This window comes from Streptomyces sp. NPDC002125, assembly GCF_053593715.1.
Genome location: NZ_JBSFDD010000003.1, coordinates 260,873 through 284,679, shown reverse-complemented (window position 1 = coordinate 284,679; position 23,807 = coordinate 260,873). Strand labels below are relative to the sequence as shown.

Here is a 23,807-nt window from a genome sequence, read left to right as displayed (position 1 = left end):
GGGCTGTCAACCTCCCGCTACGGTGAGGGACGCCTCAGGTTTCCCCTACGCCACAAAGACAGACAAAGCCGTACAGACCGGAAACACCGAGTCCTCGGCAAAACGGGACAGACATGGAGGGGCCGGCTGCCGGGCCGGGAGGCTGCTCCGGGAAAAGGCCTGCTCAGCCGTAGGTGTCTCCGGGGCCCTTGCTCCCAGGCGTCCGAAGAGGGCCGAATCTGCGCTGCGGTCCGCCCGGACCGAGCACCTTGATCATCCGGACCGTGCCGTGGCCCAGGTCCGTGTTCAGCCGGGCCACCAGCTGCGGGGCCAGCAGCCTCAGCTGTGTCGCCCACGCTGTCGAGTCGCACTGCACCGTCAGAACCCGCTCGGCCGGATCCTCGTCGTACCGCACGGGAACGCAGTGATTGGCCAGATCGTCCCCCACGATCTGCGGCCACCGGCCCATCACGCCGCCGACCGCCGCGGGGGTCTCCCAGCCGCGCTCGGTGATCAGCCTGTTGATCGCCGACCCCAGGGGCAACGGATCGCGGCCGTCGGAGCGCGCACCGGAACGCAGCCCGCCACCGCGCCTGGCCTGTTTCTTCTGCTGGGCCGCCGCGCCTCTGGCACGGGCCTGCTCCTTCGCCGCCCGCAGCGCCACCCGCGCCAGGTCGACCCCGGAGACCTCCGGCTGCTTCGCCGGGGCGGGTCCGGACCCGCCCTGCTCGCCCTTCTCGCCCTGATCGCTCACAGCCGCTCCACGGCTCCCGCGGACACCGCGTAACGAGCACCCTTCAGAACCCCCGGGACGTCGTCGTCCACGGCGGCCGTCACCAGCACCTGCTCGCCGGGGGCCACCAGCTCGGCCAGTCGCTCACGGCGGCGCGCGTCCAGCTCGGCGAAGACGTCGTCGAGCACCAGCACCGGCTCGTTGCCCTCGGTGCGCAGCAGGTCGTACGAGGCCAGCCGCAGCGCGAGCGCGTAGGACCAGGACTCGCCGTGGCTCGCGTACCCCTTCGCCGGCATCCCGCGCAGGCCCAGCACCAGGTCGTCACGGTGCGGGCCGACCAGTGTCACCCCACGCTCGATCTCCTGCTTGCGGGCCTCGGCCAGCGCGGCCATCACCTGCGCGTACAGCTCCTCGCGGGTACGCGCGGGCTCCACATCGGCCCCGACCGAACTGCGGTACTCCAGGGTCACCGGTCCCCCGCCCGGGGCGACATCGGCGTACGCCTTGTCCGCGAGCGGCTGGAGGGTGGCGATCAGATCGAGCCGCTGCGCGAGCAGCTCCGCCCCCACCTGGCCGAGGTGCTGGTCCCACACGTCGAGGGTGGACAGGTCCAGCGACCGGCCGCCGTGTCTGCGGGCCATGGCGGCCGACTTCAGCAGGGTGTTGCGCTGCTTCAGCACCCGCTCGTAGTCGGAGCGGACACCTGCCATGCGGGGGGAGCGCGCGGTGATCAGCTCGTCCAGGAAGCGCCGGCGCTCGCCCGGATCGCCCTTCACCAGGGCCAGGTCCTCGGGGGCGAAGAGCACCGTCCGCACGATCCCCAGGACGTCACGCGGCCTGACCTGCGAGGACCTGTTGATACGCGCCCGATTGGCGCGGCCGGGGTTGAGCTCCAGCTCGATCAGCTGTGAGCGCTCGCCCTGGGTGACGGCGGCACGGACCACGGCGCGCTCGGCGCCCATCCGCACCAGCGGGGCGTCCGACGACACCCGGTGGCTGCCGAGCGTCGCGAGATAGCCGACCGCCTCGACGAGATTGGTCTTGCCCTGACCGTTGGCCCCCACGAACACGGTGACGCCCGGATCGAGAGGAACCTCGACCCGGGCGTACGAGCGGAAGTCGGCCAGCGAAAGATGCGTGACGTGCATGATCGCCGACCCTTCGACTGCTTGCTCTGCTGTGTGCTGCTGTGCCGCGTGCCGTCCTCCGGCTCACGGCTGCTTCCTGCTCGCCGCTACTTCTTGTTCTCGACGGCGTGGCCACCGAACTGGTTGCGCAGCGCGGCGATCATCTTCATCTGCGGCGAGTCGTCCTGCCGCGAGGCGAAGCGCGCGAAGAGGGACGCGGTGATCGCGGGGAGCGGCACGGCGTTGTCGATGGCGGCCTCGACCGTCCACCGCCCCTCGCCGGAGTCCGCGGCGAAGCCACGGAGCTGGTCGAGGTGCTCGTCGTCGTCGAGCGCGTTGACCGCCAGGTCCAGCAGCCAGGAACGGATGACCGTGCCCTCCTGCCAGGAGCGGAAGACCTCGCGTACGTCCGTGACGGAGTCGACCTTCTCCAGGAGCTCCCAGCCCTCGGCGTAGGCCTGCATCATGGCGTACTCGATGCCGTTGTGGACCATCTTGGCGAAGTGGCCGGCGCCGACCTTGCCCGCGTGGACGGAACCGAACTCGCCCTCGGGCTTGAGCGCGTCGAAGACCGGCTGGACCTTCTCCACGTTCGCGGCGTCGCCGCCGTACATCAGGGCGTAGCCGTTCTCCAGGCCCCAGACACCGCCGGAGACGCCGCAGTCGACGAAGCCGATGCCCTTGATGCCCAGCTCGACGGCGTGCTTCTCGTCGTCGGTCCAGCGGGAGTTCCCACCGTCGACGACGACATCGCCCGGGGAGAGCAGCTCGGCCAGCTCGTCGATGGTGGACTGGGTCGCGGCGCCGGCCGGGACCATCACCCACACGACGCGCGGGCCCTTGAGCTTGCCCACAAGCTCTTCCAGGCTGTGGACATCCGCGACGTCCGGGTTGCGGTCGTAACCGATGACCGTGTGGCCTGCGCGGCGGATGCGCTCGCGCATGTTGCCGCCCATCTTGCCGAGGCCGACGAGACCGAGCTCCATCAGAGATTCCTTAAGCGTTGTGCCGATTCGTACCTGGGACCGAGCCTACGCCCGGCCGGTACCGCACGGCGGGGTGCAGCACGGCGGGCTCGCTCGGCGCTGAGCCTGTCCACCGGTGGCTGCCATGACAGGAACGACCGCCGGGTCAGCCCGAGAGACGGACCGGCATGATCAGGTACTTGTACGCGTCGTTCGCCTCGGCGTCGACGGCGGGACGGCCGCTGAGCAGGGCCGGCTTCGTCGACGTCGTGAAGGAGAGCTGGGCGACGGGGGAGTCGATCGCACTGAGACCGTCCAGCAGGAAGGTCGGGTTGAAGGCGATCGAGATGTCGTCACCCTCCAGCACGGCGTCCACACGCTCCACAGCCTGTGCGTCGTCGCTGGAACCGGCTTCCAGGATCAGCACACCCTGCTCGAAGCTGAGCCGCACCGGGGTGTTGCGCTCGGCGACGAGGGCGACACGCTTGACGGCCTCGACGAACGGGGCGGTCTCGATCACCGCGACCGAGTTGAACTCGGTCGGGAAGAGCGTGCGGTACTTCGGGAGGTCGCCCTCGAGCAGCCGGGTGGTCGTGCGACGGCCCGCGCCCTCGAAACCGATGAGCCCCTCTCCCGCACCCGAACCGGACAGGGCGAGCGTCACCGTGTCACCGCTGGTGAGCGCCTTGGCGGTGTCCAGGAGCGTCTTGGCGGGCACCAGGGCCACGGCCGACGCGTCCGGGTTCTCCGGCTTCCACAGGAACTCGCGGACCGCGAAGCGGTAGCGGTCGGTCGACGCGAGGGTGACGGTGTCGCCCTCGATCTCGATCCGGACGCCGGTCAGGACGGGCAGGGTGTCGTCACGCCCGGCCGCGATGGCGACCTGGGCGGCCGCCGAGGCGAAGACCTCACCGGGGACGGTGCCCGTGGCGGTCGGCATCTGCGGCAGTGCCGGGTACTCCTCCACAGGCAGTGTGTGGAGGGTGAACCGCGAGGAGCCGCAGACCACCGTGGCCCGTACACCGTCTGTGGAGATCTCCACCGGGCGGTTGGGCAGGGCGCGGCAGATGTCGGCGAGGAGCCGGCCGGAGACGAGCACCGTGCCGTCCTCCTCGACCTCGGCGTCCACCGAGACCTTGGCCGAGACCTCGTAGTCGAAGCTCGAGAAGCTGAGGGCTCCGTCCTCAGCCTTCAGGAGAAGGCCCGCGAGAACGGGCGCCGGCGGACGGGCCGGGAGGCTGCGGGCCACCCAGGCCACCGCCTCCGCGAGTACATCGCGCTCCACCCGGATCTTCACCGGAACCGCCTCCTGCTGTTGCTCGCTCGCCCTGCTGGCCTTCGTCGTCTGATCGGGGCTCCCTGCCGAAGGGCTGGGGAGGCCGCCGGGGACCAGTCTGACGTACGGCACCGACACTCGTTGCTGCTCGGGGTCAAGTCGAGCCAAGAGGTTCGCCGCGCTCGCTTCTCGAGTTGTGCACAGGCCCCACTTCGAAGCTGATTCCTGGCTAACTCTGAGTGGTAGTAGTAGTAGGCCCTGTGGAAACCGTGGATAACACCATCTGCGCAGGTCAGAGCCGGTTTTTTGTCCACCGACCCTGTGGGCGGCACCGGTGGACAACCAGGTGCTTCTGTGGACACGCGAAAGTTCTGCACACCCGATGCACAGGGCCGGGTGACTTCTCCCCAGGGCTGTCCCCAGCTTTACCCACGTTCCCCACAGCTCAACCGAGGCCCCTGGTGTGACGCCTTTCACTCTCGGCAGTGAAAGGCGGTGTCGCGTTGCCGAACAGTGGACAGGGGTGTGGAGAAGCTGGGGACAACGGGCCACAGCCTGTGGGCCGCCGGTGGACAACATCGGTGAGGCCCTGTGGACGGAAATTCTGTCCACAGGCTGTGGATCACTGTTGACCACAAATCCCCAGGCATGTGACCTGGCCTGATGGAGTATCGACAGCCGGTCCTGTGGAAGCAATCTGGACAACTTCACAGTCCCCAGGCTGTGGACACGGGATTCCTCGATCATCTGTGGAGAGAGGCCCTTCCGGGGCCCGTATTCGAACATCGGCCGCCGACTCGGCCTGCCCACAGGTCCCCACCCGGGGCCGGAGGAGGCGTGCCGAGCGGTCTCGGGAACCATTCCCCGCCCGTCACCCGGCCACTCCTGAAGCCGTCCTGGGGAACTCCGCCGAGCCTCCTGGGGAACTCCGGGGAGCCTCCTAAGGAACTCGGGGAGCCTTCCGGGGAGTGCCCCTGACGACAGAGGGCGCCCCAGGAGGACGTCTTACGGTCCTCTCGGGGCGCCCTCAGGAGCGCGCCGCAGCGGGGTCTGGCCGCCGCTTTCGGTCTCAGCCGTTCTTGATGCGGTTGGTGAGCTCGGTGACCTGGTTGTAGATGGAGCGGCGCTCCGCCATCAGCGCGCGGATCTTCCGGTCGGCGTGCATCACCGTGGTGTGGTCGCGCCCCCCGAACTGCGCCCCGATCTTGGGCAGGGAGAGATCCGTCAGCTCGCGGCACAGATACATGGCGATCTGGCGCGCCGTCACCAGGACACGGCTGCGCGAGGATCCGCAGAGGTCCTCCACCGTCAGCCCGAAGTAGTCCGCGGTCGCCGCCATGATGGCCGGCGCCGTGATCTCGGGGGCGGAGTCCTCGCCGCCGGGGATCAGGTCCTTGAGCACGATCTCGGTGAGACCGAGATCCACCGGCTGCCGGTTGAGGCTCGCGAAGGCGGTCACGCGGATGAGCGCGCCCTCCAGCTCACGGATGTTGCGCGAGATGCGGGAGGCGATGAACTCGAGCACCTCGGGCGGGGCGTTGAGCTGCTCCTGCACGGCCTTCTTGCGGAGGATCGCGATACGCGTCTCCAGCTCCGGAGGCTGCACGTCGGTGGTGAGGCCCCACTCGAACCGGTTGCGCAGCCGGTCCTCCAGGGTCACCAGCTGCTTGGGCGGACGGTCCGAGGACAGCACGATCTGCTTGTTGGCGTTGTGCAGCGTGTTGAAGGTGTGGAAGAACTCCTCCTGCGTCGACTCCTTGCTCGCCAGGAACTGGATGTCGTCGACCAGGAGGATGTCCACGTCGCGGTAGCGCTTGCGGAAGGTGTCGCCCTTGCCGTCGCGGATCGAGTTGATGAACTCGTTGGTGAACTCCTCCGAGCTCACGTACCGCACCCGGGTGCCCGGGTAGAGGCTGCGCGCGTAATGACCGATGGCGTGCAGCAGGTGGGTCTTCCCGAGCCCCGACTCCCCGTAGATGAAGAGGGGGTTGTAGGCCTTCGCGGGGGCTTCGGCGACGGCCACCGCGGCCGCGTGGGCGAACCGGTTGGACGCGCCGATGACGAAGGTGTCGAAGAGGTACTTCGGGTTCAGCCGGGCGTGCGGCTCACCCGTGCCGGGCGGTGGCGCGGACTGCGTGCCCATGGGTCCGCCGCTGCCGCCGGCTCGCGAGGGCCCGGGGCCGGTCTGGCGGTGCTGCGGCTGCTGCTCCTGCAGATCGTGGCGGTCGCGGCCGTCACGCTGCTGTTCGTAGCCCTGGTGCTCGGGCGGCTGCGGGCGGTAGTCGTGCTGCGGCTGCTGGGGGCGCGGGCTCGCGTACGGGTCGCGGTCCTGGTAGCCGCCGTGCCGCGGCTGCCACGAGAGGTCCTCCTGCGCGCGGGGCCAGGCGCCGGGCTCGGGGCGGTGCTGCTGGTAGTCCGGGTAGGCGGGGCGGGCCGTCGGCATGCCGTCGTCGAAGGGCCTGGGGCCGTAGCTGTCGTACCCGTCGTTGCGCGAGGGCTCGTCGTGCTGGGGCCCCTGGTAGCGATGGGACTGCTGGCCCTGGTGGGGCTGGTGCATCGGGGGCGCGGGCGGCGCGGGGGGCTGGTCGGCGGAATCGTCGACGGTGATCGCGATCCGGATCGGCCGACCGCACTCACGGGTGAGCGTCTCGCTGATCAGCGGCGCGAGCCGGCCCTCGAGGACACCCTTGGCCCACTCGTTGGGCACGGCAAGCAGCGCGGTGTCGGCGACGAGTGCCAGAGGCTGGCAGCGCTCGATCCACTGCTTGTCCTTCGGCTCGATGCCCTGCTGGCCCTCTCCGAGGAGTTGTTCCAGCACTCGTGGCCACACTGCGGCAAGATCGGCAGGTACGTCAGCCACAAGGCACGCTCTCTCGCATGTCCCACGAATGTGTGCTTCTCGGGACGGGATGGGTCGGGTCGGGTGAGGCCCGGCAGGGGGGAAGGAAAAGAACCGGAGTTCAGCCACGGTAGTCAGCCCGACCCGCACGGTTCAAGTTGTTGTCCACAGGCTGTGTACAGCACGGGGTGCCGAGGAGCTGGTTTGACCGAATGGCGCAGCCGCGCGTACCGTGACCAGGTCGAGTTGTCGATGGCTGCTGCCGCCTGCCTCCGATGGGCAAACATCACGATCTGTGATTGTGAAGCGGTGCACTAAGGCGTTTACGCGAGTTCCTCGTGGGCGCACGGTGACAGCCAGGCGATGTCCCGCCAACACACGAATCATTTCTGGAGCCCCCGAGTGAGCAAGCGCACCTTCCAGCCGAACAATCGTCGTCGCGCCAAGACCCACGGCTTCCGGCTGCGTATGCGTACCCGTGCCGGCCGCGCGATTCTCGCGAACCGCCGTGGCAAGGGTCGCGCAAACCTGTCCGCCTGATCGCGGCCAGGTCATGACGTGCTGCCTACCGAGAATCGGCTGAGGCGGCGCGAGGACTTCGCAGCCGCTGTACGCCGGGGACGTCGGGCCGGACGCCCGCTACTCGTCGTACATCTACGCAGCGGTGTTACGGACCCGCACGTGACAGGGGAGAGTGCTCCCCCGCCGCGTGCGGGTTTCGTTGTCAGCAAAGCAGTGGGTGGCGCGGTCGTCCGGACCGCGGTGAAGCGCAGGCTTCGCCATCTGATGCGCGAACGGCTGGCTCAGCTGCCCCCCGGTAGCCTTGTTGTCGTACGAGCGCTGCCCGGATCGGGCGACGCCGACCATGCACAGCTGGCCCGAGACCTGGATGCCGCACTTCAGCGGCTACTGGGAGGGGGCGCGCGATGAAGTACCCGCTGCTGGCTCTTATCAAGCTGTATCAGTGGACGATCAGCCCGCTCCTAGGGCCTGTCTGCCGTTACTACCCGTCGTGTTCCCACTATGGATATACGGCGATCGACCGGCACGGTGCGATCAAGGGAACTGCGCTGACCGCATGGCGCATCCTGCGATGCAATCCGTGGTCACCCGGCGGCGTGGATCACGTACCGCCACGCAAACGTCCGCGTTGGCACGAACTGCTGCGCAGCTATGCGCGTGGTGGCAAGGGCGGGGACTCCGCCGCCGATGTGCCTTCCGGGGGGTCGGTCTCCGAACCCCTGAGCCCGGCCAAAGAGACCTCGCCCAATGCTCAAGGAGCCTGATTAGTGGACACGATTGCCAGTCTGTTCAGCTTTATCACCACACCTGTCTCGTGGGTCATTGTCCAGTTCCACAAGGTGTACGGAGCCCTCTTCGGCGATGACACGGGCTGGGCCTGGGGCCTGTCCATCGTGTCCCTGGTGGTCCTGATCCGGATCTGCCTGATCCCGCTCTTCGTGAAGCAGATCAAGTCGACCCGGAACATGCAGGTGCTCCAGCCGAAGATGAAGGCGATCCAGGAGCGCTACAAGAACGACAAGCAGCGTCAGTCCGAAGAGATGATGAAGCTGTACAAGGAGACGGGTACCAACCCGCTCTCCTCGTGCCTTCCGATTCTGGCGCAGTCCCCGTTCTTCTTCGCCCTGTATCACGTGCTGTCGTCCATCGCCTCGGGCAAGACCATCGGCGTGATCGACCAGCCGCTGCTCGACAGCGCGCGCCAGGCGCACATCTTCGGCGCCCCGCTGGCCGCGAAGTTCATGGACAGCGAGGAGAAGGTCGCGGCGCTCGGCGCCTCGCTGACCGATGTCCGCGTCGTCACGGCGATCATGATCGTGATGATGTCGGCCTCGCAGTTCTTCACGCAGCGCCAGCTGATGACGAAGAACGTCGACCTGACGGTGAAGACGCCCTACATGCAGCAGCAGAAGATGCTGATGTACATCTTCCCCGTGATCTTCGCCGTCATGGGTATCAACTTCCCCGTCGGTGTCCTCGTGTACTGGCTGACCACCAACGTCTGGACCATGGGCCAGCAGATGTACGTGATCAACCAGAACCCGACCCCGGGCAGCAAGGCGCAGGACCAGTACCTCGGCCGGCTGCTGAAGAGCGTGACCTCTCACGGTCAGGTGCGGGGCAGGACCCGGCGCAACACCGTGAAGCGGATCGTCGCCAAGGGGACCGACCGCAACGACATCGAGCGCAAGTTCATCACCGGTCTGAGCAAGCTGGGTCTCGCGGCCCAGGAGGACGGGACGGTGGCGAAGAGCGACGCAGCCGTCCTCGAGGCCGAGGGCGGCGCCGCACCCAAGCGCCACCAGCCCAAGCGTCAGACCAAGGCGAAGCGTCAGACTGCTGCCACGCATCCCGGCGCGGCGAAGGATTCCGAGTCCACCGGCTCGGAGTCCAAGACCTCGCTGGAGAAGCAGGACGCATCGCAGGACAAGCCGAAGACGGCGGACAAGCCCGCCGCGTCCGGCTCCTCACGCCAAGCCAAGTCCGGACAGCGCAAGGGTCCGCAGCGGCCCAAGCACCCGTCCAAGAAGTAAGAAGGAGTCCATCCGTGACGGAAGGCACCACCACCACGGCCGCTGAGGGCAGCGACACCCTGACTCGCCTCGAGCAGGAGGGGGAGATCGCGGCCGACTACCTCGAAGGCCTGCTCGACATCGCCGACCTCGACGGCGACATCGACATGGATGTGGAGGCGGACCGGGCCGCGGTCTCGATCATCAGCGAATCGGCGCGTGACCTGCAGAAGCTTGTGGGCCGCGACGGAGAGGTGCTGGAGGCTCTCCAGGAGCTGACGCGCCTGGCCGTGCACCGTGAGACCGGTGACCGCAGCCGCTTGATGCTGGACATCGCGGGCTTCCGGGCCAAGAAGCGTGAGGTTCTCGCCGCGCTGGGTGCCAAGGCCGCGGACGAGGTCAAGAGCTCGGGCGAGCCGGTGAAGCTGGAGCCGATGACGCCGTTCGAGCGCAAGGTCGTGCACGACGCGGTCGCGGCAGCAGGGCTGCGCAGCGAGTCCGAGGGCGAGGAGCCGCAGCGCTTCGTCGTCGTTCTGCCGGCCTGACCGGATCCTTGTACTGTCGGCCCCGTCTGTTCGCAGGCGGGGCCGATCTTTGTCAGCCTGATAGTCAGCCACCCACAGTGCGCTAGTGCGGTACGGAAGGACGGTTCCCCGTGACGGAGGCAGCAGCCGAGCTCCCCCAGGCGCCCAAGGAGGCGCAGGCGGTATTCGGTGAGTTCTTTCCAGAGGCTGTCAGGTACGCGGAGCTGCTGGCGGACGCGGGGGTCAAGCGGGGACTGATCGGTCCACGCGAGGTGCCGCGGCTCTGGGAGCGCCATCTGCTGAACTGCGCGGTCCTCTCCGAGGTGGTTCCCGAAGGCGTCACGGTGTGCGATGTGGGTTCGGGGGCCGGGCTTCCCGGTATCCCGCTGGCGCTGGTGCGCCCCGACCTCAAGATCACGCTGCTCGAGCCGCTGCTGCGCCGTACGAACTTTCTCCAGGAGGTCGTCGAGCTCCTGGGCCTGGACCATGTGACGGTCGTCCGCGGCCGGGCCGAAGAGGTGCTCGGGACGCTGCAGCCCGTGCATGTGGTGACGGCCAGGGCCGTGGCGCCGCTCGACCGGCTCGCGGGATGGGGTGTGCCCCTGCTCCGCCCGTACGGGGAGATGCTGGCGCTCAAGGGAGGAACCGCCGAGGAGGAGATCCAGGGGGCGCGTGCCGCTCTGAGCAAACTCGGCGTGGTGGAGACAGAGGTGCTTCATGTGGGTGAGGGGTTGGTCGACCCTGCTTCGACCGTCGTGCGCGTGGTAGTCGGGGAGAGCCCGGGCGGTGTGAGGTTCGCCGCAAAGAGGGCCAAGGCCGCCAGGGTCGGCCGGACGCGTCGGCGCCGTTGAGTGTCCGGCGGCCCTTGAATAAGGGGATGGCTTTCATCCCTTTCTCGCAAGTTGCGGCCCTTTTGCGCTGATGCTCCATGCAAGCAGCGATATGCGCTGCCTGCGGAGTGTCGGGAGCGTGCCGCTGTGCCGCAGAGGCATCGTGTTTCACGTGAAACGTCGCTCTCTGCTGCAGGGAATCATCGGCCGCGGTCGTGCGGCTGCCGCGCCGCGCGACCGCAAGCCCGTACGGGCTACGAAGTTGTCCACAGAACCGGATTCATCCACAGAACAGTCGGCCTCGCTGGTTCACGACCCCGAAAGCATGGCAGGCTCTGTTCATTGCGAGCCTGAAGTCGAGGAGAGTGAATCCTTGCGGTCCGACGCCAACATCGCGGGACCGATGACCGATCCGGTCCCCGGTCCCCGTACCGAGTCCCTGGGGGACGGTGTTTCACGTGAAACACCGCCGCCGATGGACGACACACCCATTGGTCGTGCGGCTCAGCTGGCGGTCGAGGCCCTTGGCCGCGCCGGCGAGGGACTGCCGCGACCAGACCGGACACGCGTCATGGTTGTCGCCAACCAGAAGGGCGGTGTGGGCAAGACGACCTCGACGGTCAACCTTGCCGCTTCGCTCGCACTGCACGGCGCGCGTGTTCTGGTCGTGGACCTCGACCCGCAGGGAAACGCCTCCACGGCACTGGGGATCGACCATCACGCAGAGGTCCCGTCCATCTACGACGTTCTCGTGGAGAGCATGCCTCTCTCCGAGGTGGTTCAGCCCGTCCCTGATGTCGAAGGTCTCTTCTGTGCACCGGCCACCATCGATCTCGCCGGTGCGGAGATCGAGCTGGTGTCGCTGGTGGCGCGAGAGAGCCGGCTCCAGCGGGCGATCCAGGCGTATGAACAGCCGCTGGACTACATCCTCATCGACTGCCCGCCGTCGCTCGGCCTGCTCACGGTCAACGCTCTCGTTGCCGGAGCCGAAGTGCTCATCCCGATCCAGTGCGAGTACTACGCCTTGGAGGGCCTCGGGCAGTTGCTGCGCAACGTCGACCTGGTCCGAGGGCACCTGAACCCGGACCTTCACGTATCGACGATCCTGCTCACCATGTATGACGGCAGGACCAGGCTTGCTTCGCAGGTCGCCGAGGAGGTGCGCACCCACTTCGGTAAGGAGGTGCTGCGGACCAGCATTCCGCGATCCGTACGTATTTCGGAGGCGCCGAGTTACGGGCAGACGGTCCTGACGTACGATCCGGGCTCCAGCGGGTCCCTCTCCTACCTGGAAGCGGCCCGTGAGATCGCTCTGAGGGGCGTAGGAGTGCATTACGAAGCCCAGCACGCCCCTGCGGGCGAGCCTGCCCATACGGGCGTTCAGAACAGTCAGCAGAGCAACTCGGAGGGCATGCAGTGAGTGAGCGTCGTAGAGGGCTGGGGCGTGGACTCGGTGCACTGATCCCCGCAGCTCCTCAGGAGAAGCAGGTCCCCAGTCCCGGAGCCGGTGCGAACACCAGCACCTCGCCCGTGCTGACCGCCGAGCGAGGAGTGGCCGCCGCGAAGCTGGCAGGGCTCCCCTCAGGACCGGTGGTGCCGGAGCCGAGCTCTCCCGTCGGTGAGCGGGAGTCCGTCACGGAGCAGGCCGACTCCGCCGGAGCGTATTTCGCCGAGCTTCCTCTTGCATCGATCACGCCCAACCCCAGGCAGCCCCGTGAGGTCTTCGACGAGGACGCTCTGGCCGAGCTGGTTACCTCCATCAAGGAGGTCGGTCTCCTCCAGCCCGTCGTCGTCCGCAAGGTCGCCGAGGACCGCTACGAGCTCATCATGGGTGAGCGTCGCTGGAGGGCCTGTGGCGAGGCCGGTCTGGAGCGCATCCCCGCGATCGTCCGTGCGACGGACGACGAGAAGCTTCTTCTGGACGCTCTCCTGGAGAACCTGCACCGGGCGCAGCTGAACCCCCTGGAGGAGGCGGCTGCGTACGACCAGCTGCTGAAGGACTTCAAGTGCACGCATGATCAGCTGGCGGACCGGATCGGGCGGTCCCGTCCCCAGGTGTCGAACACGCTCCGGCTGCTCAGGCTCTCCGCGCCGGTGCAGCGTCGGGTGGCAGCGGGTGTTCTCTCGGCCGGTCATGCACGGGCGCTGCTGTCGGTGGATGATTCCGAGGAACAGGACCGGCTGGCTCACCGCATCGTGGCCGAGGGCCTGTCGGTGCGTGCGGTCGAGGAGATCGTGAATCTTCTCGGCTCCGAACCCGCGAGCTCCGCGAAGCCCCGAGGCCCCAGGGCGGGAGGGCGGGTGTCGCCCGCTCTGACCGACCTTGCCTCGCGCCTCTCGGACCGCTTCGAGACGCGGGTGAAGGTCGACCTGGGCCAGAAGAAGGGCAAGATCGTCGTCGAGTTCGCCTCGATGGAGGATCTGGACCGCATTCTCGGCAGCCTTGCCCCGGGCGAGGGACGCGTGCTGGAGCGGAGCATCGAAGAGGAGCAGGCCGAGGGCGAAGACGCCTGAGTCTGCGGCAGAGCAAAGGGCGGGCCTGGTTCTGGGAGTTCTCCGGAACTAGGCCCGCCCTTTGCTCTCTCTCGGTATCCGCATCACCTCTGGGTGGATACGATGCGTTCTGGTATGGCGTATCCATCACCGTGATCCACCTCAGAGGAGGCGGCGGCCGTGCGATCAGTGAATCGCAGCCACCTGGTGTCAGTCGGTTTGGGGCTTGGAGCTGTCGGAGGGTTCGTCGGCAGTCTGTTCCGAGAACGGAGTGCGCTCGCAGCCGCACGTGATGCGGCGGGCGAAGGAAGTGAGGAACCGCCTTCATGGGGCGTCGGCTCGTACCGCTCACACTGGACAACCTTCCGGATCTCCCCAGGCGCTGCCGCACGTGTGTCTTCTGGGAGCTTGATCCGGTCAGCGGGGAAGCTGCGGTAAAGGCGGGCAGGCCCGAGCTCGAGAAGGAAGCCTGGATCTCGGCCGTGCTGCTGGAGTGGGGTTCCTGCGGACGGATCGTCTATGTGGACGAGGTCCCGGCGGGCTTCGTTCTCTATGCGCCGCCCGCCTACGTTCCGCGGGCCACGGCGTTCCCCACCAGTCCTGTCTCCCCCGATGCCGTGCAGCTGATGACGGCGTTGATCACGCCAGGTTTTCAGGGGCAAGGGCTAGGGCGTGTAATGGTGCAGACGGTTGCCAAGGACCTGCTGCGGCGGGGCTTCAAGGCGATCGAGGCTTTCGGCGATGCGCGGTGGAAGGAACCGGCCTGTGTACTGCCGGCGGATCACCTGCTCGCGGTCGGCTTCAAGACGGTGCGCCCGCACCCCGTGCATCCGCGGCTTCGACTCGAGCTGCGTACGACGCTCTCCTGGAAGGAGGACGTCGAGCTGGCACTGGACCGGTTGCTCGGCGTCGTACAGAAGGAGCCGGTGCTGCGACCTCTCTGAGCTGTCTCACGAGAACATACAGAACGGGCCCACCCCGAAGGGTGGGCCCGTTTCACGTGAAACAGCGATCCGCTGTTACTCGCCGAGGAAGCTCTCGAGGTCGCGAAGGATCGCGGCCTTCGGCTTGGCTCCGACGATCGTCTTGGCGACCTCGCCGCCCTGGTACACGTTGAGCGTCGGGATCGACATCACGCCGTACTTGGCTGCGGTGGCCGGGTTCTCGTCGATGTTGAGCTTGACGATTTCGATCTGGTCGCCGTGCTCAGCCGCGATGGCCTCCAGCGAAGGCGCGATCTGGCGGCACGGGCCGCACCAAGCGGCCCAGAAGTCCACCAGGACGGGCTTGTCGTTCTTCAGGACGTCCTCATCGAAGGAGTCGTCGGTCACGTTCTTCAGGGCGCCGGCCACGGCGGCCTCCTTAACTTCGCGGGGTGTGGGGTCTAGGGGGTGGCAGTCAGACTGCCGGGGTCTTCTCCGGCTCGGCAAGCTGCTCGTCGGAGAGCGCAGCCAGGAAGCGCTCGGCGTCGAGGGCCGCCGAGCAGCCGGTACCGGCCGCGGTGATCGCCTGACGGTAGGTGTGGTCGACCACGTCGCCGGCGCCGAAGACACCCTTCAGGTTGGTGCGCGTCGAGGGAGCCGCGACCTTGAGGTAGCCCTCGTCGTCGAGGTCGAGCTGGCCCTTGAAGAGCTCCGTGCGGGGGTCGTGGCCGACAGCGATGAACAGGCCGGTCACCGGAAGCTCGGAGGTCTCGCCGGTCTTGGTGTTGCGGAGGGTGAGGCTGGAGAGCTTCTGGTCCCCGTGGACCGTGGCGACCTCGCTGTCCCAGGCGAACTTGATCTTCGGGTCGGCGAAGGCGCGCTCCTGCATGGCCTTGGAGGCACGCAGGGAGTCGCGGCGGTGGACGATGGTGACGGACTTGGCGAACCGGGAGAGGAAGGTCGCCTCCTCCATCGCGGTGTCGCCGCCGCCGACCACGGCGATGTCCTGGTCCTTGAAGAAGAAGCCGTCGCAGGTGGCGCACCAGGAGACGCCGCGTCCGGAGAGCGCGTCCTCGTTCGGCAGGCCGAGCTTGCGGTGCTGGGAGCCCGTGGTGACGATGACGGCCTTGGCGCGGTGAACCGTGCCCGCGGTGTCCGTGACCGTCTTGACGTCGCCGGAGAGGTCGACGGAGACCACGTCGTCGGGGATGAGCTCGGCGCCGAAGCGCTCGGCCTGGGCGCGCATGTTGTCCATGAGCTCAGGGCCCATGATCCCGTCCTGGAACCCCGGGAAGTTCTCCACGTCGGTGGTGTTCATCAGCGCACCGCCGGCGGTGACGGCACCCTCGAACACCAGCGGCTTCAGCGACGCGCGAGCGGTGTACAGGGCGGCGGTGTAACCAGCCGGCCCGGAGCCGATGATGATCACATTACGGACGTCGCTCACGGGTTCTTCCTCGTCTCTGCAGACTGCCTACTGCCATCTGGGGTCGGTTCCACGACTCTCACCCCACCCAACGGATCCTACGGGGCATGCATTCCCGAAGTCCCGGACCGGCTGGTGGCGCGGTCCTCAGGGGCGTGTGTAGGACTCCGTGAGCAGCAGTCGGCCCTTTGCCGCGGGGGCGGAGTCCACGCACGCGGCGTCGACCACGTAGGCCTGTACACGGCTGGAGTCGGTCGCGTGTGGCAGTACGACGAGGAAGGCGTCCGTGTCCTGGTACCTGCCCTCTTCGACGGCCAGCGCCGGTGCTTCCCGGCCAGTGCCCTGCTGGACACACGGCGGAACAACCACGACGGGGGTAAGCAGAGGAGTGCGGGTGGACGCGGCGTCGGGGGACATGCCCCGGGGGGACGACTTGGTGTCCGCGGAGGGCTCGTCCGGGGCACCGGGGGACTCGGATGCCGTGGTTCCGCTCAGGAGCGAATGGACCTGGCCTTCGAGCGTGCGTTCCGAGAAATCTGCCACGCTCTTCTCGGCCGCGCTGAAACCCTGATCGGCCGACGTGCCGGTCGAGTCCTGGACCGTCTGCAACAGAAGGACGCTCATGCCGACGGCAGCCGCACCGAACGCGGTTCCCAGGATCACTGTGCGGCGACGGCGCCTGGCCGGGTTCCTGCCCGGGCCGGTGGAGCCCCGAGGGCGCCCCGCAGGCCTCGGCGCGACGGTTGCCTCTGCCGCGAGCTCCTGTGTTTCACGTGAAACATGAACCACCGAGGTCGGCACATCGGGAGGGGCCGTGTCCGGCGCAACGGCCGCTTCCGCCGCCAGGGCGGCGTCAATGCGTTCGGCGACGTCGTCAGGCATGGGCTCATGGGCGGTCATGGACCCGAGCAGTGAGCGGATCTCTTCGAGCGAGGTGTGGATCTCGGCGCACTGCTCACAGGCGTCGAGGTGGCGGCGGAGCGCCGTCTCGCGGGACGGCGGGAGGATGCCTTCGGTGAGGTCGGAGATCTCCTCGACTTCCGGGTGCTGAGCCGTGTCGGCTGTGGATGTCATGCGAGCCCACCTCCACCCTTCACAGCCGCAGGATTGCCGTCGCCTGCATCTCTTGGTCCTGACGCCGGTGGGACGGATGTCCCCCGTGTGCGGTTCCTTTCCATGGTGCCGTCCCCGCTGTCCCCTCTGTTGCTGCGCAGATGAGTCAGCAGAGGAAGGAGTCTGGCCCGGCCTCGCGCGCAGCGGCTTTTCACCGTCCCTGTGGGGACGTCGAGAATGCGGGCCGCCTCGGCGACGGGATACGCCTGCATGTCCACCAGGATGAGGGCGGCACGCTGCTCGGCGGGCAGAGTAGCGAGGGCCGCGAGGAGTTCGCGGTGCAGGTCCTGACGTTCGGCCGGGGCCTCGGCCGACTCGTGTGGCTCCAGGAGCTGATCGAGCCGCTCGGCGTCGTCCACCGGCGCGGTCTTGCGTGAGGCTGCTTTGCGGGCACGGTCGAGACAGGCGTTGACGGTGATCCTGTGCAGCCAGGTGGTGACGGCGGACTGGCCCCGGAAGGTGTGCGCCGCACGGAACGCGGAGACGAGGGCATCCTGCACCGCGTCGGCGGCCTCCTCGCGGTCCCCGAGCGTGCGGATCGCCACGGCCCAGAGGCGGTCACGGTGCCGCCGAACGAGCTCACCGAACGCGTCCGGTTCGCCTGCGACGTGCTGGGCCAGAAGATCCTGGTCGCTGATGTCGGCGAATCTGGCGTCGTCCAACGGTGAGCCCCCTCCCCTGGTGCCGTCAGCTGGTGACCTTGATATCCGAGATCCTGCCCCTGTAGTTCCCGTCGTCACTCGACGGCAACTTGGTGAGCCAGACCAGAAGGTATCGCGCCTTCACCTGCTTGTCGGGCTTGAGGGAGACTTTTGTTCCGGATCCCTGCGCGACCTTGGTGAAGCCGTCGGGCATCTGCGGGACGGACGAGTCCTCGGTGGTCCGCAGCTCGACGGAGGTGTTGCCGCCGAGGAAGGACACGTCGACCTTGCCGACCTCCTGGACTTCGCCGAGGTCGAGAACGACGCCGACGCCCTCCTTGAGCCTGCCGAAGTCGGCACTGAAGTAGCCGTCGGTGTTCCAGTAGGAGCTTGTGTCCCCGTCGTAGACGTTCTTTATCGAGGCCGGCTTCTCGGATCCGTCCGCGCCCAGCGGGTCGTAGTCCTGGGCCCCCACGATGGTGAGGGGCTTGCTGGGAGCGACGGCGTTGTTGTCGTCACCGCCGTCGTCGCCGGTGGTCTGTGTGGGGGTCGGCTCTCCCGAGTCGTTCCCCCTGTCGAGGACGGTTTCCGCCAGCTGCCAGCTGCCGAGGCCCAGAGCGGCGATGAGCAGTGCGGAGACCGCCCACTTGAGTGCCTTGCCGGTGCGGCTCTGCAGAGGAGGCGGAGGAACCGCGATCACCGGCTGTGTGGTGGACGGGGGCCGCGCCGACGGGCGCCCGTAGGTGCCCTGCTGGTACGTCGTGCGCTGGTACTCGGGCGGGGCGGTAAAGGCGGGTTCCGGGGGGAGGATGCGCGGCATGGCCGCGACCGCCTTCGCCAGTTCGTCAGGGGTGGTGCACGGCTGTTCCTGCCGCGAAGCGGTGGCGCCGTCGTTGGCGAGTGCGCGCATGGCCAGTTCGGACAGGCCGCGGTGGACGCCGGCCCGTACCTGGTCGGGCGGGATCAGGCCCAGGTCCTTGGGGAGCCCGGAGAGGCCGTAAGCGTCGCTCTCGTAGGGCCAGCGCCGCGTCAGGGCGGCGTAGAGGAGCGCGCCGATGGCCTCGGTGTCCGTACGGAGCGGCTGGTCGGCGGTGATGCCACGCAGAGCGGCGTTCACCGCCAGGCCGCGGATGCGGTACTGCCCGGTCGAGCTGCGCAGTACGGCGCCGGGTGTGAGGCACAGGTGGGCGAGCCCTTCCCTGTGCGCCGCGGCCATGGCCTGGGAGATCTGGCTCACGAGCTGGTAGGCATCATGAGCTTCCAGGGGCCCGGCGGCGAGCAGCGCCGTGAGCTCGGTGGCGTCGGGGAGCCATTCATGGACGACGTAGACGAGGTCGTCCTCCTCCACGGCGTCCAGGACCTGGACGAAGCGTGGATCACCGAGCAGCGCGGAGGAGCGGGCCGCGGCCAGCACCGAGCGGGCGCGCGGATGGTCGGCGGGGAGCAGATGGACCCCCACAGCGCGGCGCAGCTTCTCGTCGACGGCCCGCCAGCTGCTGAATCCGTCCAGCCGGGTGACGCACTCCTCGAGGCGGTAGCGTCTGGCCAGTTTGTGCCCACTGTGCAGATCGGGGGAGGCCGGAACGGCGGCCGAGCCGTCCCGCCCGCTCTCCGCCGTGTCCTTGGAGCTCGCGCCCTTGTCGTCCTGGGTTTGCGCCGTCCCGTCGGTCGTGGCCGCGTCCGCCTTGGCGGTCAGCGGCTCGTCGCCGCTGTTGTCGGCCACGTCGACAGCAGCCGTGCTACGTTCCGCCACCGTCGTTCCTGCCTCCCCATCCGTTGCGCGATGCCAGCCAGCTCTGCACAGTCACGCCAATTGTGCCCACACTCCGGCGCTATGCACGACACGCGGTGTCCGGCGATGGTTGTGCTGCTCGGAGCCTGTTCAGCGTCCGAGTCGTCCCCGGACCATGCCGACCATGCCGTTGAGCTCCTCGATCCGCATCTTCTTCGCCGCGACGAAGAAGACACCCAGGAGTACGACACTGCCGCAGACCAGGGCCACGACCGAGCCGCCCGCTCCCTCTCCGAGCACACGGAGAAGCGCGAATCCGATGCCACCGCCGACGAGTGCCGCGGGGATCGCCGCCATGCAGAGGCGTGCGTAGGTGCGCACCACGCGGGCGCCGTCGAGGTCGCCGCCGAGCCGGTTGCTCAGCCTGCGCCATGCGATGCCGACGCCGACCGCGTAGGCCAGTCCGTACGAGGCCGCCATACCCACGACTGCCCACTGGGCCGGAAGAATCACGTAGCAGAGGGCGGAGGCCGCCGCGTTGACCGCTGCGACGATGACCGTGTTGTAGAAGGGCGTGCGGGTGTCCTCGTACGCGTAGAAGCCGCGCAGGACGACGTACTGCACGGAGTACGGGATGAGGCCCAGTCCGAACGCCATCAGGATGAAGCCCATGGAGCGTGCCGCCTCGGTGCCGCTGGAGGCGTAGAGCAGCGTGCACATCGGCAGTCCGAGCGCCAGGAACGTGAAGGCGACCGGCACGATCGCCACGGCGGAGTTGCGCAGCCCCTGCGAGATGTCGTCGCGCACCGCACCGGGGTCGTTGTCGTGGGCGGCGCGGGAGATGCGGGGCAGCAAGGCCGCCATGACCGAGACGGTGATGATGGCCTGCGGCATGCCCCAGATCAGCTGGGCGTTGGAGTAGGCGAGGAAACCGGTCCCGTCCTTGCCCGAGAGCTTTCCGGCCGAGGTCGCCAGCTGCGTGACGACGATGACGCCGGCCTGATTGGCGAGAACGAAGAGGACCGTCCACTTCGCCAGCCTGATCGTCTTTCCGAGCCCGTGGCCCTTCCAGTCGAAGCGGGGGCGGAAGCGGAATCCCGCTTCACGGAGATACGGGACCATCGCGAGCGCCTGGACGATCAGGCCGAGCAGTGTGCCGATGCCGAGCAGCCGGACACCCTCAGGCGGGATCGTCTCCACACCCATCCGGGACTCGGCCGAGGTGCCGTAGACCCAGATGAACAGTCCGAACGTGAAGATCATGACGATGTTGTTGAGGACCGGGGTCCACATCATCGCGCCGAATCGTCCGCGGGCGTTGAGGATCTGGCCCATGACGACATGGACGCCCATGAAGAAGATGGTCGGCAGGCAGTAGCGGGCGAAGGCGACAGCGACGCTGTTCGACGCGGCATCGTTCGCGATGGTCGGCGACATCATGTGGATGAGCCACGGTGCCGCGAACACGGCGATCGCGACGATCACGCCGAGGGCGACCATGACGAGGGTCAGCAGACGGTTGGCATACGCCTCGCCACCGTCCTCGTCGTCCTTCATGGACCGGACGAGCTGGGGGACGAAGACCGAGTTCAGCCCGCCGCCCACGGTGAGGATGTAGATCATCGTGGGGAGGGTGTACGCGATGGTGAAGCTGTCGCCGAGCAGTGCCGCGCCCAGCGCGGCGGTGATCACGAGACTGCGGACGAAGCCGGTGAGCCGGGACACCAAGGTGCCGGCCGCCATCAGTGCGCTGGACTTCAGTATTCCGGCGCCACGGCCACCGGACTTGGGCGGCACGGGCGCCGGAGCCGCTTCCGGCTCGGCAGGGGGACCGGGCGGCCTGCCGGAACCTTCCTGGTCGCGGAAGAGGTGAGCGAAGGCGTCCTGGTCGTCACGGTCGTCGGACGCCTGGGTGACCAGGTCGTCGACTCCCACGTACTGGGTGGTGGCGGCGTTGTCCCCGTAGGGAAGGTGCCGGGAAGGGCCCCCGGGCTCCGGTGGAGGCGTCTGGGCCCAGATCCGGGGGTCAGGGGCGTACTGGGCAGCGGGAGGCTGCTGGTAGAGCGCCTGCGGCTCCTGATAGGTGCCCGGAGGCGGCGGGGGGTGCGAGGCGCGGTCGTAGAGAGCTTCGGCGACCGGGTCCTGGGCGGCGAGGTCCTGGGCACGGTACGGATCGTGGTCGTACGCGTGCTGGAGGTACGGGTCGGGTGTCTCCCCGTGCTCGCCACCGCCAGGTGGCACCGGCGGACCGCTGGAAGACCCAGCTCCGCCCGCGCCTTGGCCGCGGTCACCGTCGTACGGCGCGTTCATCGAAACCCCACCTCATTGTCCCCGGCCGACCGGCCCCGACAGACATCGCTCAACGGTCCACTTTCTCACCCGGGCCCGACGTGTTCCCGCTTTCCGGACCGGTGTCCGGCGTCGGGTCACTCGGCTGCTCGGGTTCACCGCCGTCGTTCTCCTCCGCGCCGCCGGCGACGGTGCGCTTGCGGTGGGTGTACATCCTGATGCCTGCCAGAACCAGCAGCAGCAGCCCGCCGGCGATCACTAGGAGCACGGTCGGCGTCACTTCTGAGACCTTCACCGTGAAGGTCATCTCCTCGCCGTACGGCACTCCGTCCGCGGTGAAGAGCCGCGCCGTGACCTGCGCCTGCCCGTTGGCATTGGCGGAGGCGTCGAACTTCACGGACTGGCTGTGCCCGCCCCCGATCTCGACCGGGTGCTCGGCGACGGCTCCGCCGTCGTTGAGTTTGAGGCGCGTGGCGTTGCCCGAGGTCAGCCGGAGCACCAAGTGGTCGACACCCTGGACCAGCTTGTTCTGCACCGTCACGGGGATCGTCGCGCTGCGACCGGACAGGGTGACGTCCGACTTCGCGACCAGCTGCACCTCGTTGGTGAGGCCCTGGAGATAGGTGCGGACCGCGTCGCGGTACTGCTGAGCCTCCAGCGCTCTGCCACGCCACGAGGTCGACATGGAGCGGTTGACCGCGTTTCCGAAGGGGGTCACCACCCGGTCGGGCTGGGTGAGGATGACCTGGAAACTCTCGAGCGAGTCCTGCGTCGTCCGGATGTCCTGGAAGGCCTGAGTGGGCAGCTCCTGGCTGCGGAGCTTCTTCGGGTACTGGGAAGCCCTGGGAACCTTGGTGGTGGCCCGGGCGTCCGGCTTCTGTTCGGCGGCCGCGATCAGGTCGAGGGGCTGCGTCCAGCGTCCCGAGGTGAGTGCCTGGAGGGCGCGCGCCATGGTCTGTGCCTGGGCGGCCGTGGGCGCACGCTGCGGCGCCACGACGATGCTGCGCTCCTTGTCGGCGTCCTGCTCCGTCAGCGCCAGGGTCTGGGCGAGGAACTTCTGGACGGCGAGCGTGGAATCGCCGGCCTTCGCCAGATCGCCCGTGAACGCCGTGGAGAGCCTGTAGTCGGAGACGACCGCCGTGGTGCCACCGCCGATCGGCCGGGCCGCGGTCGGTGTGTAGAGCAGTCCGGCGGTCTCTTCGAGGCTGTCGCTGCGGGCGATCACCTTGTGCGCGCCGGCCGAGGTGGCGACATCGACCACGGAGGGATCGATCGCCCCGTCCACGGGCCAGGCGAAGTCGGTGGATGGCTTCACATGCAGCACGGTCTCCACCGTCGTGCTCGCCACCTCGGTGGCCGTCTGGAGGTGGCTGAGGGTTCCCGAGACGTTCTTGCCCCGGTGGGCGATGGAGGCCAGGTCCGGGTCGGCGAACGGCAGAGCCACCACCTTCCCGTCCTTGACGGCCGCTTCCAGAGCCGTGAGCCACTTCTTGGCGACGGCCTGGTTCGTCCCGGCGACGGTGGTGTCACCGACCCGGACGCGGTAGTTCCTCGTCATCGCGTCCACCGAGGCCAGCAGGTCCGGGTCGATCACCCATGTCACGGGGAGCTGGCGGCCCAGTGACACCATCTGCTCCAGCCGGCCACCGGGAGCGAGCTCCATGGCGAGATCGTCGTCGGTGAAGACGGGGGTCTGCTGTTCGTCGGACCCCGTCTCGGCGGTGACATGCGCCGAGGCGATCAGCGGCCAGAGGAACGTCAGCTTGGTCCTGCTCTCGGAGTCCTCTGGCTGCCAGGGCAGGAAGGTCCGCTGGATACCGAGCACCTGGTCGTAGGTGTAGTCGGTCGTCCTGCCGGTGATGGAGACCCCGAGCTGGTACACCCCCGCGTCGTCCAGCCCCAGCTTGTCCACCGGCACGGCGAGCGTGAAGTCCTGGCTGACGCCCGAGGTGAGCTTGCCGATCTTCACCGTGTACGAGCCACCGAGCTTGGCCGGGTCGCTGCCGGGCTGGTATCCGGTGCGTTTGGCGGCCTCGTCGATCGCGGTCCTGCCGGAAAGTCTGGGCCCGACGCGCAGGTCGACCTCGGCGTCCGTGATCGTCTTCTTGCCCTTGTTGGTCACGGTGCCGGAGACGCTGAGGGTGTCGCCTTCGACGGGCGCGCTGGGGGAGAGCGTGTCCAGGGACACAGCCACGGTGCGTGAGCCGGTGGGCGCCTTGGTCACTCCCTCGGCCTGCGCGGAGGGGGCCGCGGTACCGGCCAGGAGGCCGGCGATCAGGGGCGCCCCGACGATCAAGGAGGCTGTGCGCCGGAGCCACCGGCGGGCAGGGGAGGGATTCATCCCCTGAAGGTCTGCCGCCTCGGCCACGCGTATCCGTCCCTC

General features: G+C 68.2%; 21 protein-coding genes. 9 read left to right on the top strand and 12 right to left on the bottom strand.

From position 1 onward, the window contains the following. Positions 1-163 precede the first annotated feature (163 nt). From ACWCQM_RS07210 to dnaA, 5 genes are all read right to left on the bottom strand, one after another. Positions 164-733: a DUF721 domain-containing protein gene (locus tag ACWCQM_RS07210; protein WP_450914308.1), complete on the bottom strand. Its 570-nt coding sequence runs from the start codon at positions 731-733 to the stop codon at positions 164-166. Next, a complete protein-coding gene (gene recF / locus ACWCQM_RS07205) occupies positions 730-1,860 on the bottom strand; it encodes a DNA replication/repair protein RecF (protein WP_450914307.1) in 1,131 nt (376 codons plus the stop codon). The genes ACWCQM_RS07210 and recF overlap by 4 nt, the downstream gene beginning before the upstream one ends. An 86-nt stretch (positions 1,861-1,946) precedes the next feature. Continuing rightward, positions 1,947-2,825, bottom strand: coding sequence for a phosphogluconate dehydrogenase (NAD(+)-dependent, decarboxylating) (gnd, locus tag ACWCQM_RS07200; RefSeq protein WP_073750678.1), 879 nt, complete (start codon positions 2,823-2,825; stop codon positions 1,947-1,949). A gap of 145 nt (positions 2,826-2,970) precedes the next feature. Further along, positions 2,971-4,101 carry a DNA polymerase III subunit beta gene (dnaN, locus tag ACWCQM_RS07195; RefSeq protein ID WP_356742083.1) on the bottom strand — a complete coding sequence of 377 codons (1,131 nt, stop codon included), beginning with the start codon at positions 4,099-4,101 and terminating at the stop codon, positions 2,971-2,973. A gap of 1,048 nt (positions 4,102-5,149) precedes the next feature. After that, complete coding sequence (dnaA, locus tag ACWCQM_RS07190; RefSeq protein WP_450914306.1) at positions 5,150-6,940, bottom strand: chromosomal replication initiator protein DnaA; 1,791 nt, start codon at positions 6,938-6,940, stop codon at positions 5,150-5,152. Positions 6,941-7,321: 381 nt separating this feature from the next. Between dnaA and rpmH the strand changes: the two genes are divergently transcribed. From rpmH to ACWCQM_RS07145, 9 genes are all read left to right on the top strand, one after another. Beyond that, entirely contained in the window at positions 7,322-7,459 is a 138-nt protein-coding gene (gene rpmH, locus ACWCQM_RS07185; protein ID WP_014047156.1) for a 50S ribosomal protein L34, read from the top strand. 18 nt (positions 7,460-7,477) lie between these two features. Next, on the top strand, positions 7,478-7,849 hold the full coding sequence (rnpA, locus tag ACWCQM_RS07180) for a ribonuclease P protein component (RefSeq protein ID WP_450914305.1): 372 nt from the start codon (positions 7,478-7,480) through the stop codon (positions 7,847-7,849). After that, complete coding sequence (yidD, locus tag ACWCQM_RS07175) at positions 7,846-8,205, top strand: membrane protein insertion efficiency factor YidD (RefSeq protein WP_450914304.1); 360 nt, start codon at positions 7,846-7,848, stop codon at positions 8,203-8,205. The genes rnpA and yidD overlap by 4 nt, the downstream gene beginning before the upstream one ends. Before the next feature lie 3 nt (positions 8,206-8,208). Further along, a complete protein-coding gene (yidC, locus tag ACWCQM_RS07170) occupies positions 8,209-9,474 on the top strand; it encodes a membrane protein insertase YidC (protein ID WP_450914303.1) in 1,266 nt (421 codons plus the stop codon). Positions 9,475-9,488: 14 nt separating this feature from the next. Next, positions 9,489-9,998, top strand: a complete 510-nt coding sequence (locus tag ACWCQM_RS07165; RefSeq protein ID WP_073750684.1) for a Jag family protein — start codon at positions 9,489-9,491, stop codon at positions 9,996-9,998. 110 nt (positions 9,999-10,108) lie between these two features. Continuing rightward, positions 10,109-10,828 (top strand): 16S rRNA (guanine(527)-N(7))-methyltransferase RsmG, encoded by a 720-nt coding sequence (gene rsmG / locus ACWCQM_RS07160; protein ID WP_073750685.1) that lies wholly within the window; start codon positions 10,109-10,111, stop codon positions 10,826-10,828. A gap of 304 nt (positions 10,829-11,132) precedes the next feature. Next, the gene (locus ACWCQM_RS07155) at positions 11,133-12,227 is read left to right on the top strand and encodes a ParA family protein (RefSeq protein WP_323179245.1); all 1,095 of its coding nucleotides are present in this window, start codon (positions 11,133-11,135) and stop codon (positions 12,225-12,227) included. Beyond that, complete coding sequence (locus ACWCQM_RS07150; protein WP_450914302.1) at positions 12,224-13,321, top strand: ParB/RepB/Spo0J family partition protein; 1,098 nt, start codon at positions 12,224-12,226, stop codon at positions 13,319-13,321. The genes ACWCQM_RS07155 and ACWCQM_RS07150 overlap by 4 nt, the downstream gene beginning before the upstream one ends. A 305-nt stretch (positions 13,322-13,626) precedes the next feature. Further along, entirely contained in the window at positions 13,627-14,244 is a 618-nt protein-coding gene (locus ACWCQM_RS07145; protein WP_450914301.1) for a GNAT family N-acetyltransferase, read from the top strand. A 75-nt stretch (positions 14,245-14,319) separates the two neighbouring features. On the opposite strand, the gene trxA is transcribed toward ACWCQM_RS07145, so the two are convergent. The 7 genes from trxA to ACWCQM_RS07110 all read right to left on the bottom strand — a co-directional run bounded on the left by trxA (position 14,320) and on the right by ACWCQM_RS07110 (position 23,792). Beyond that, the gene (trxA, locus tag ACWCQM_RS07140; RefSeq protein ID WP_145808006.1) at positions 14,320-14,652 is read right to left on the bottom strand and encodes a thioredoxin; all 333 of its coding nucleotides are present in this window, start codon (positions 14,650-14,652) and stop codon (positions 14,320-14,322) included. Positions 14,653-14,698: 46 nt separating this feature from the next. Further along, positions 14,699-15,670 carry a thioredoxin-disulfide reductase gene (gene trxB / locus ACWCQM_RS07135; protein WP_073750691.1) on the bottom strand — a complete coding sequence of 324 codons (972 nt, stop codon included), beginning with the start codon at positions 15,668-15,670 and terminating at the stop codon, positions 14,699-14,701. A gap of 126 nt (positions 15,671-15,796) precedes the next feature. Further along, positions 15,797-16,723: a hypothetical protein gene (locus ACWCQM_RS07130; protein WP_450914300.1), complete on the bottom strand. Its 927-nt coding sequence runs from the start codon at positions 16,721-16,723 to the stop codon at positions 15,797-15,799. Next, positions 16,720-17,424: an RNA polymerase sigma factor SigM gene (sigM, locus tag ACWCQM_RS07125; protein ID WP_267074711.1), complete on the bottom strand. Its 705-nt coding sequence runs from the start codon at positions 17,422-17,424 to the stop codon at positions 16,720-16,722. Before sigM ends, ACWCQM_RS07130 begins: the two co-directional genes overlap by 4 nt. Positions 17,425-17,449: 25 nt before the next feature. After that, positions 17,450-19,156, bottom strand: coding sequence for a serine/threonine protein kinase (locus ACWCQM_RS07120; protein WP_450914299.1), 1,707 nt, complete (start codon positions 19,154-19,156; stop codon positions 17,450-17,452). Positions 19,157-19,285: 129 nt separating this feature from the next. Next, positions 19,286-21,445 carry a murein biosynthesis integral membrane protein MurJ gene (murJ, locus tag ACWCQM_RS07115; protein ID WP_450914298.1) on the bottom strand — a complete coding sequence of 720 codons (2,160 nt, stop codon included), beginning with the start codon at positions 21,443-21,445 and terminating at the stop codon, positions 19,286-19,288. Between the two features lie 49 nt (positions 21,446-21,494). Then, the gene (locus ACWCQM_RS07110) at positions 21,495-23,792 is read right to left on the bottom strand and encodes a DUF6049 family protein (protein ID WP_450914297.1); all 2,298 of its coding nucleotides are present in this window, start codon (positions 23,790-23,792) and stop codon (positions 21,495-21,497) included. Positions 23,793-23,807: the final 15 nt, after the last annotated feature.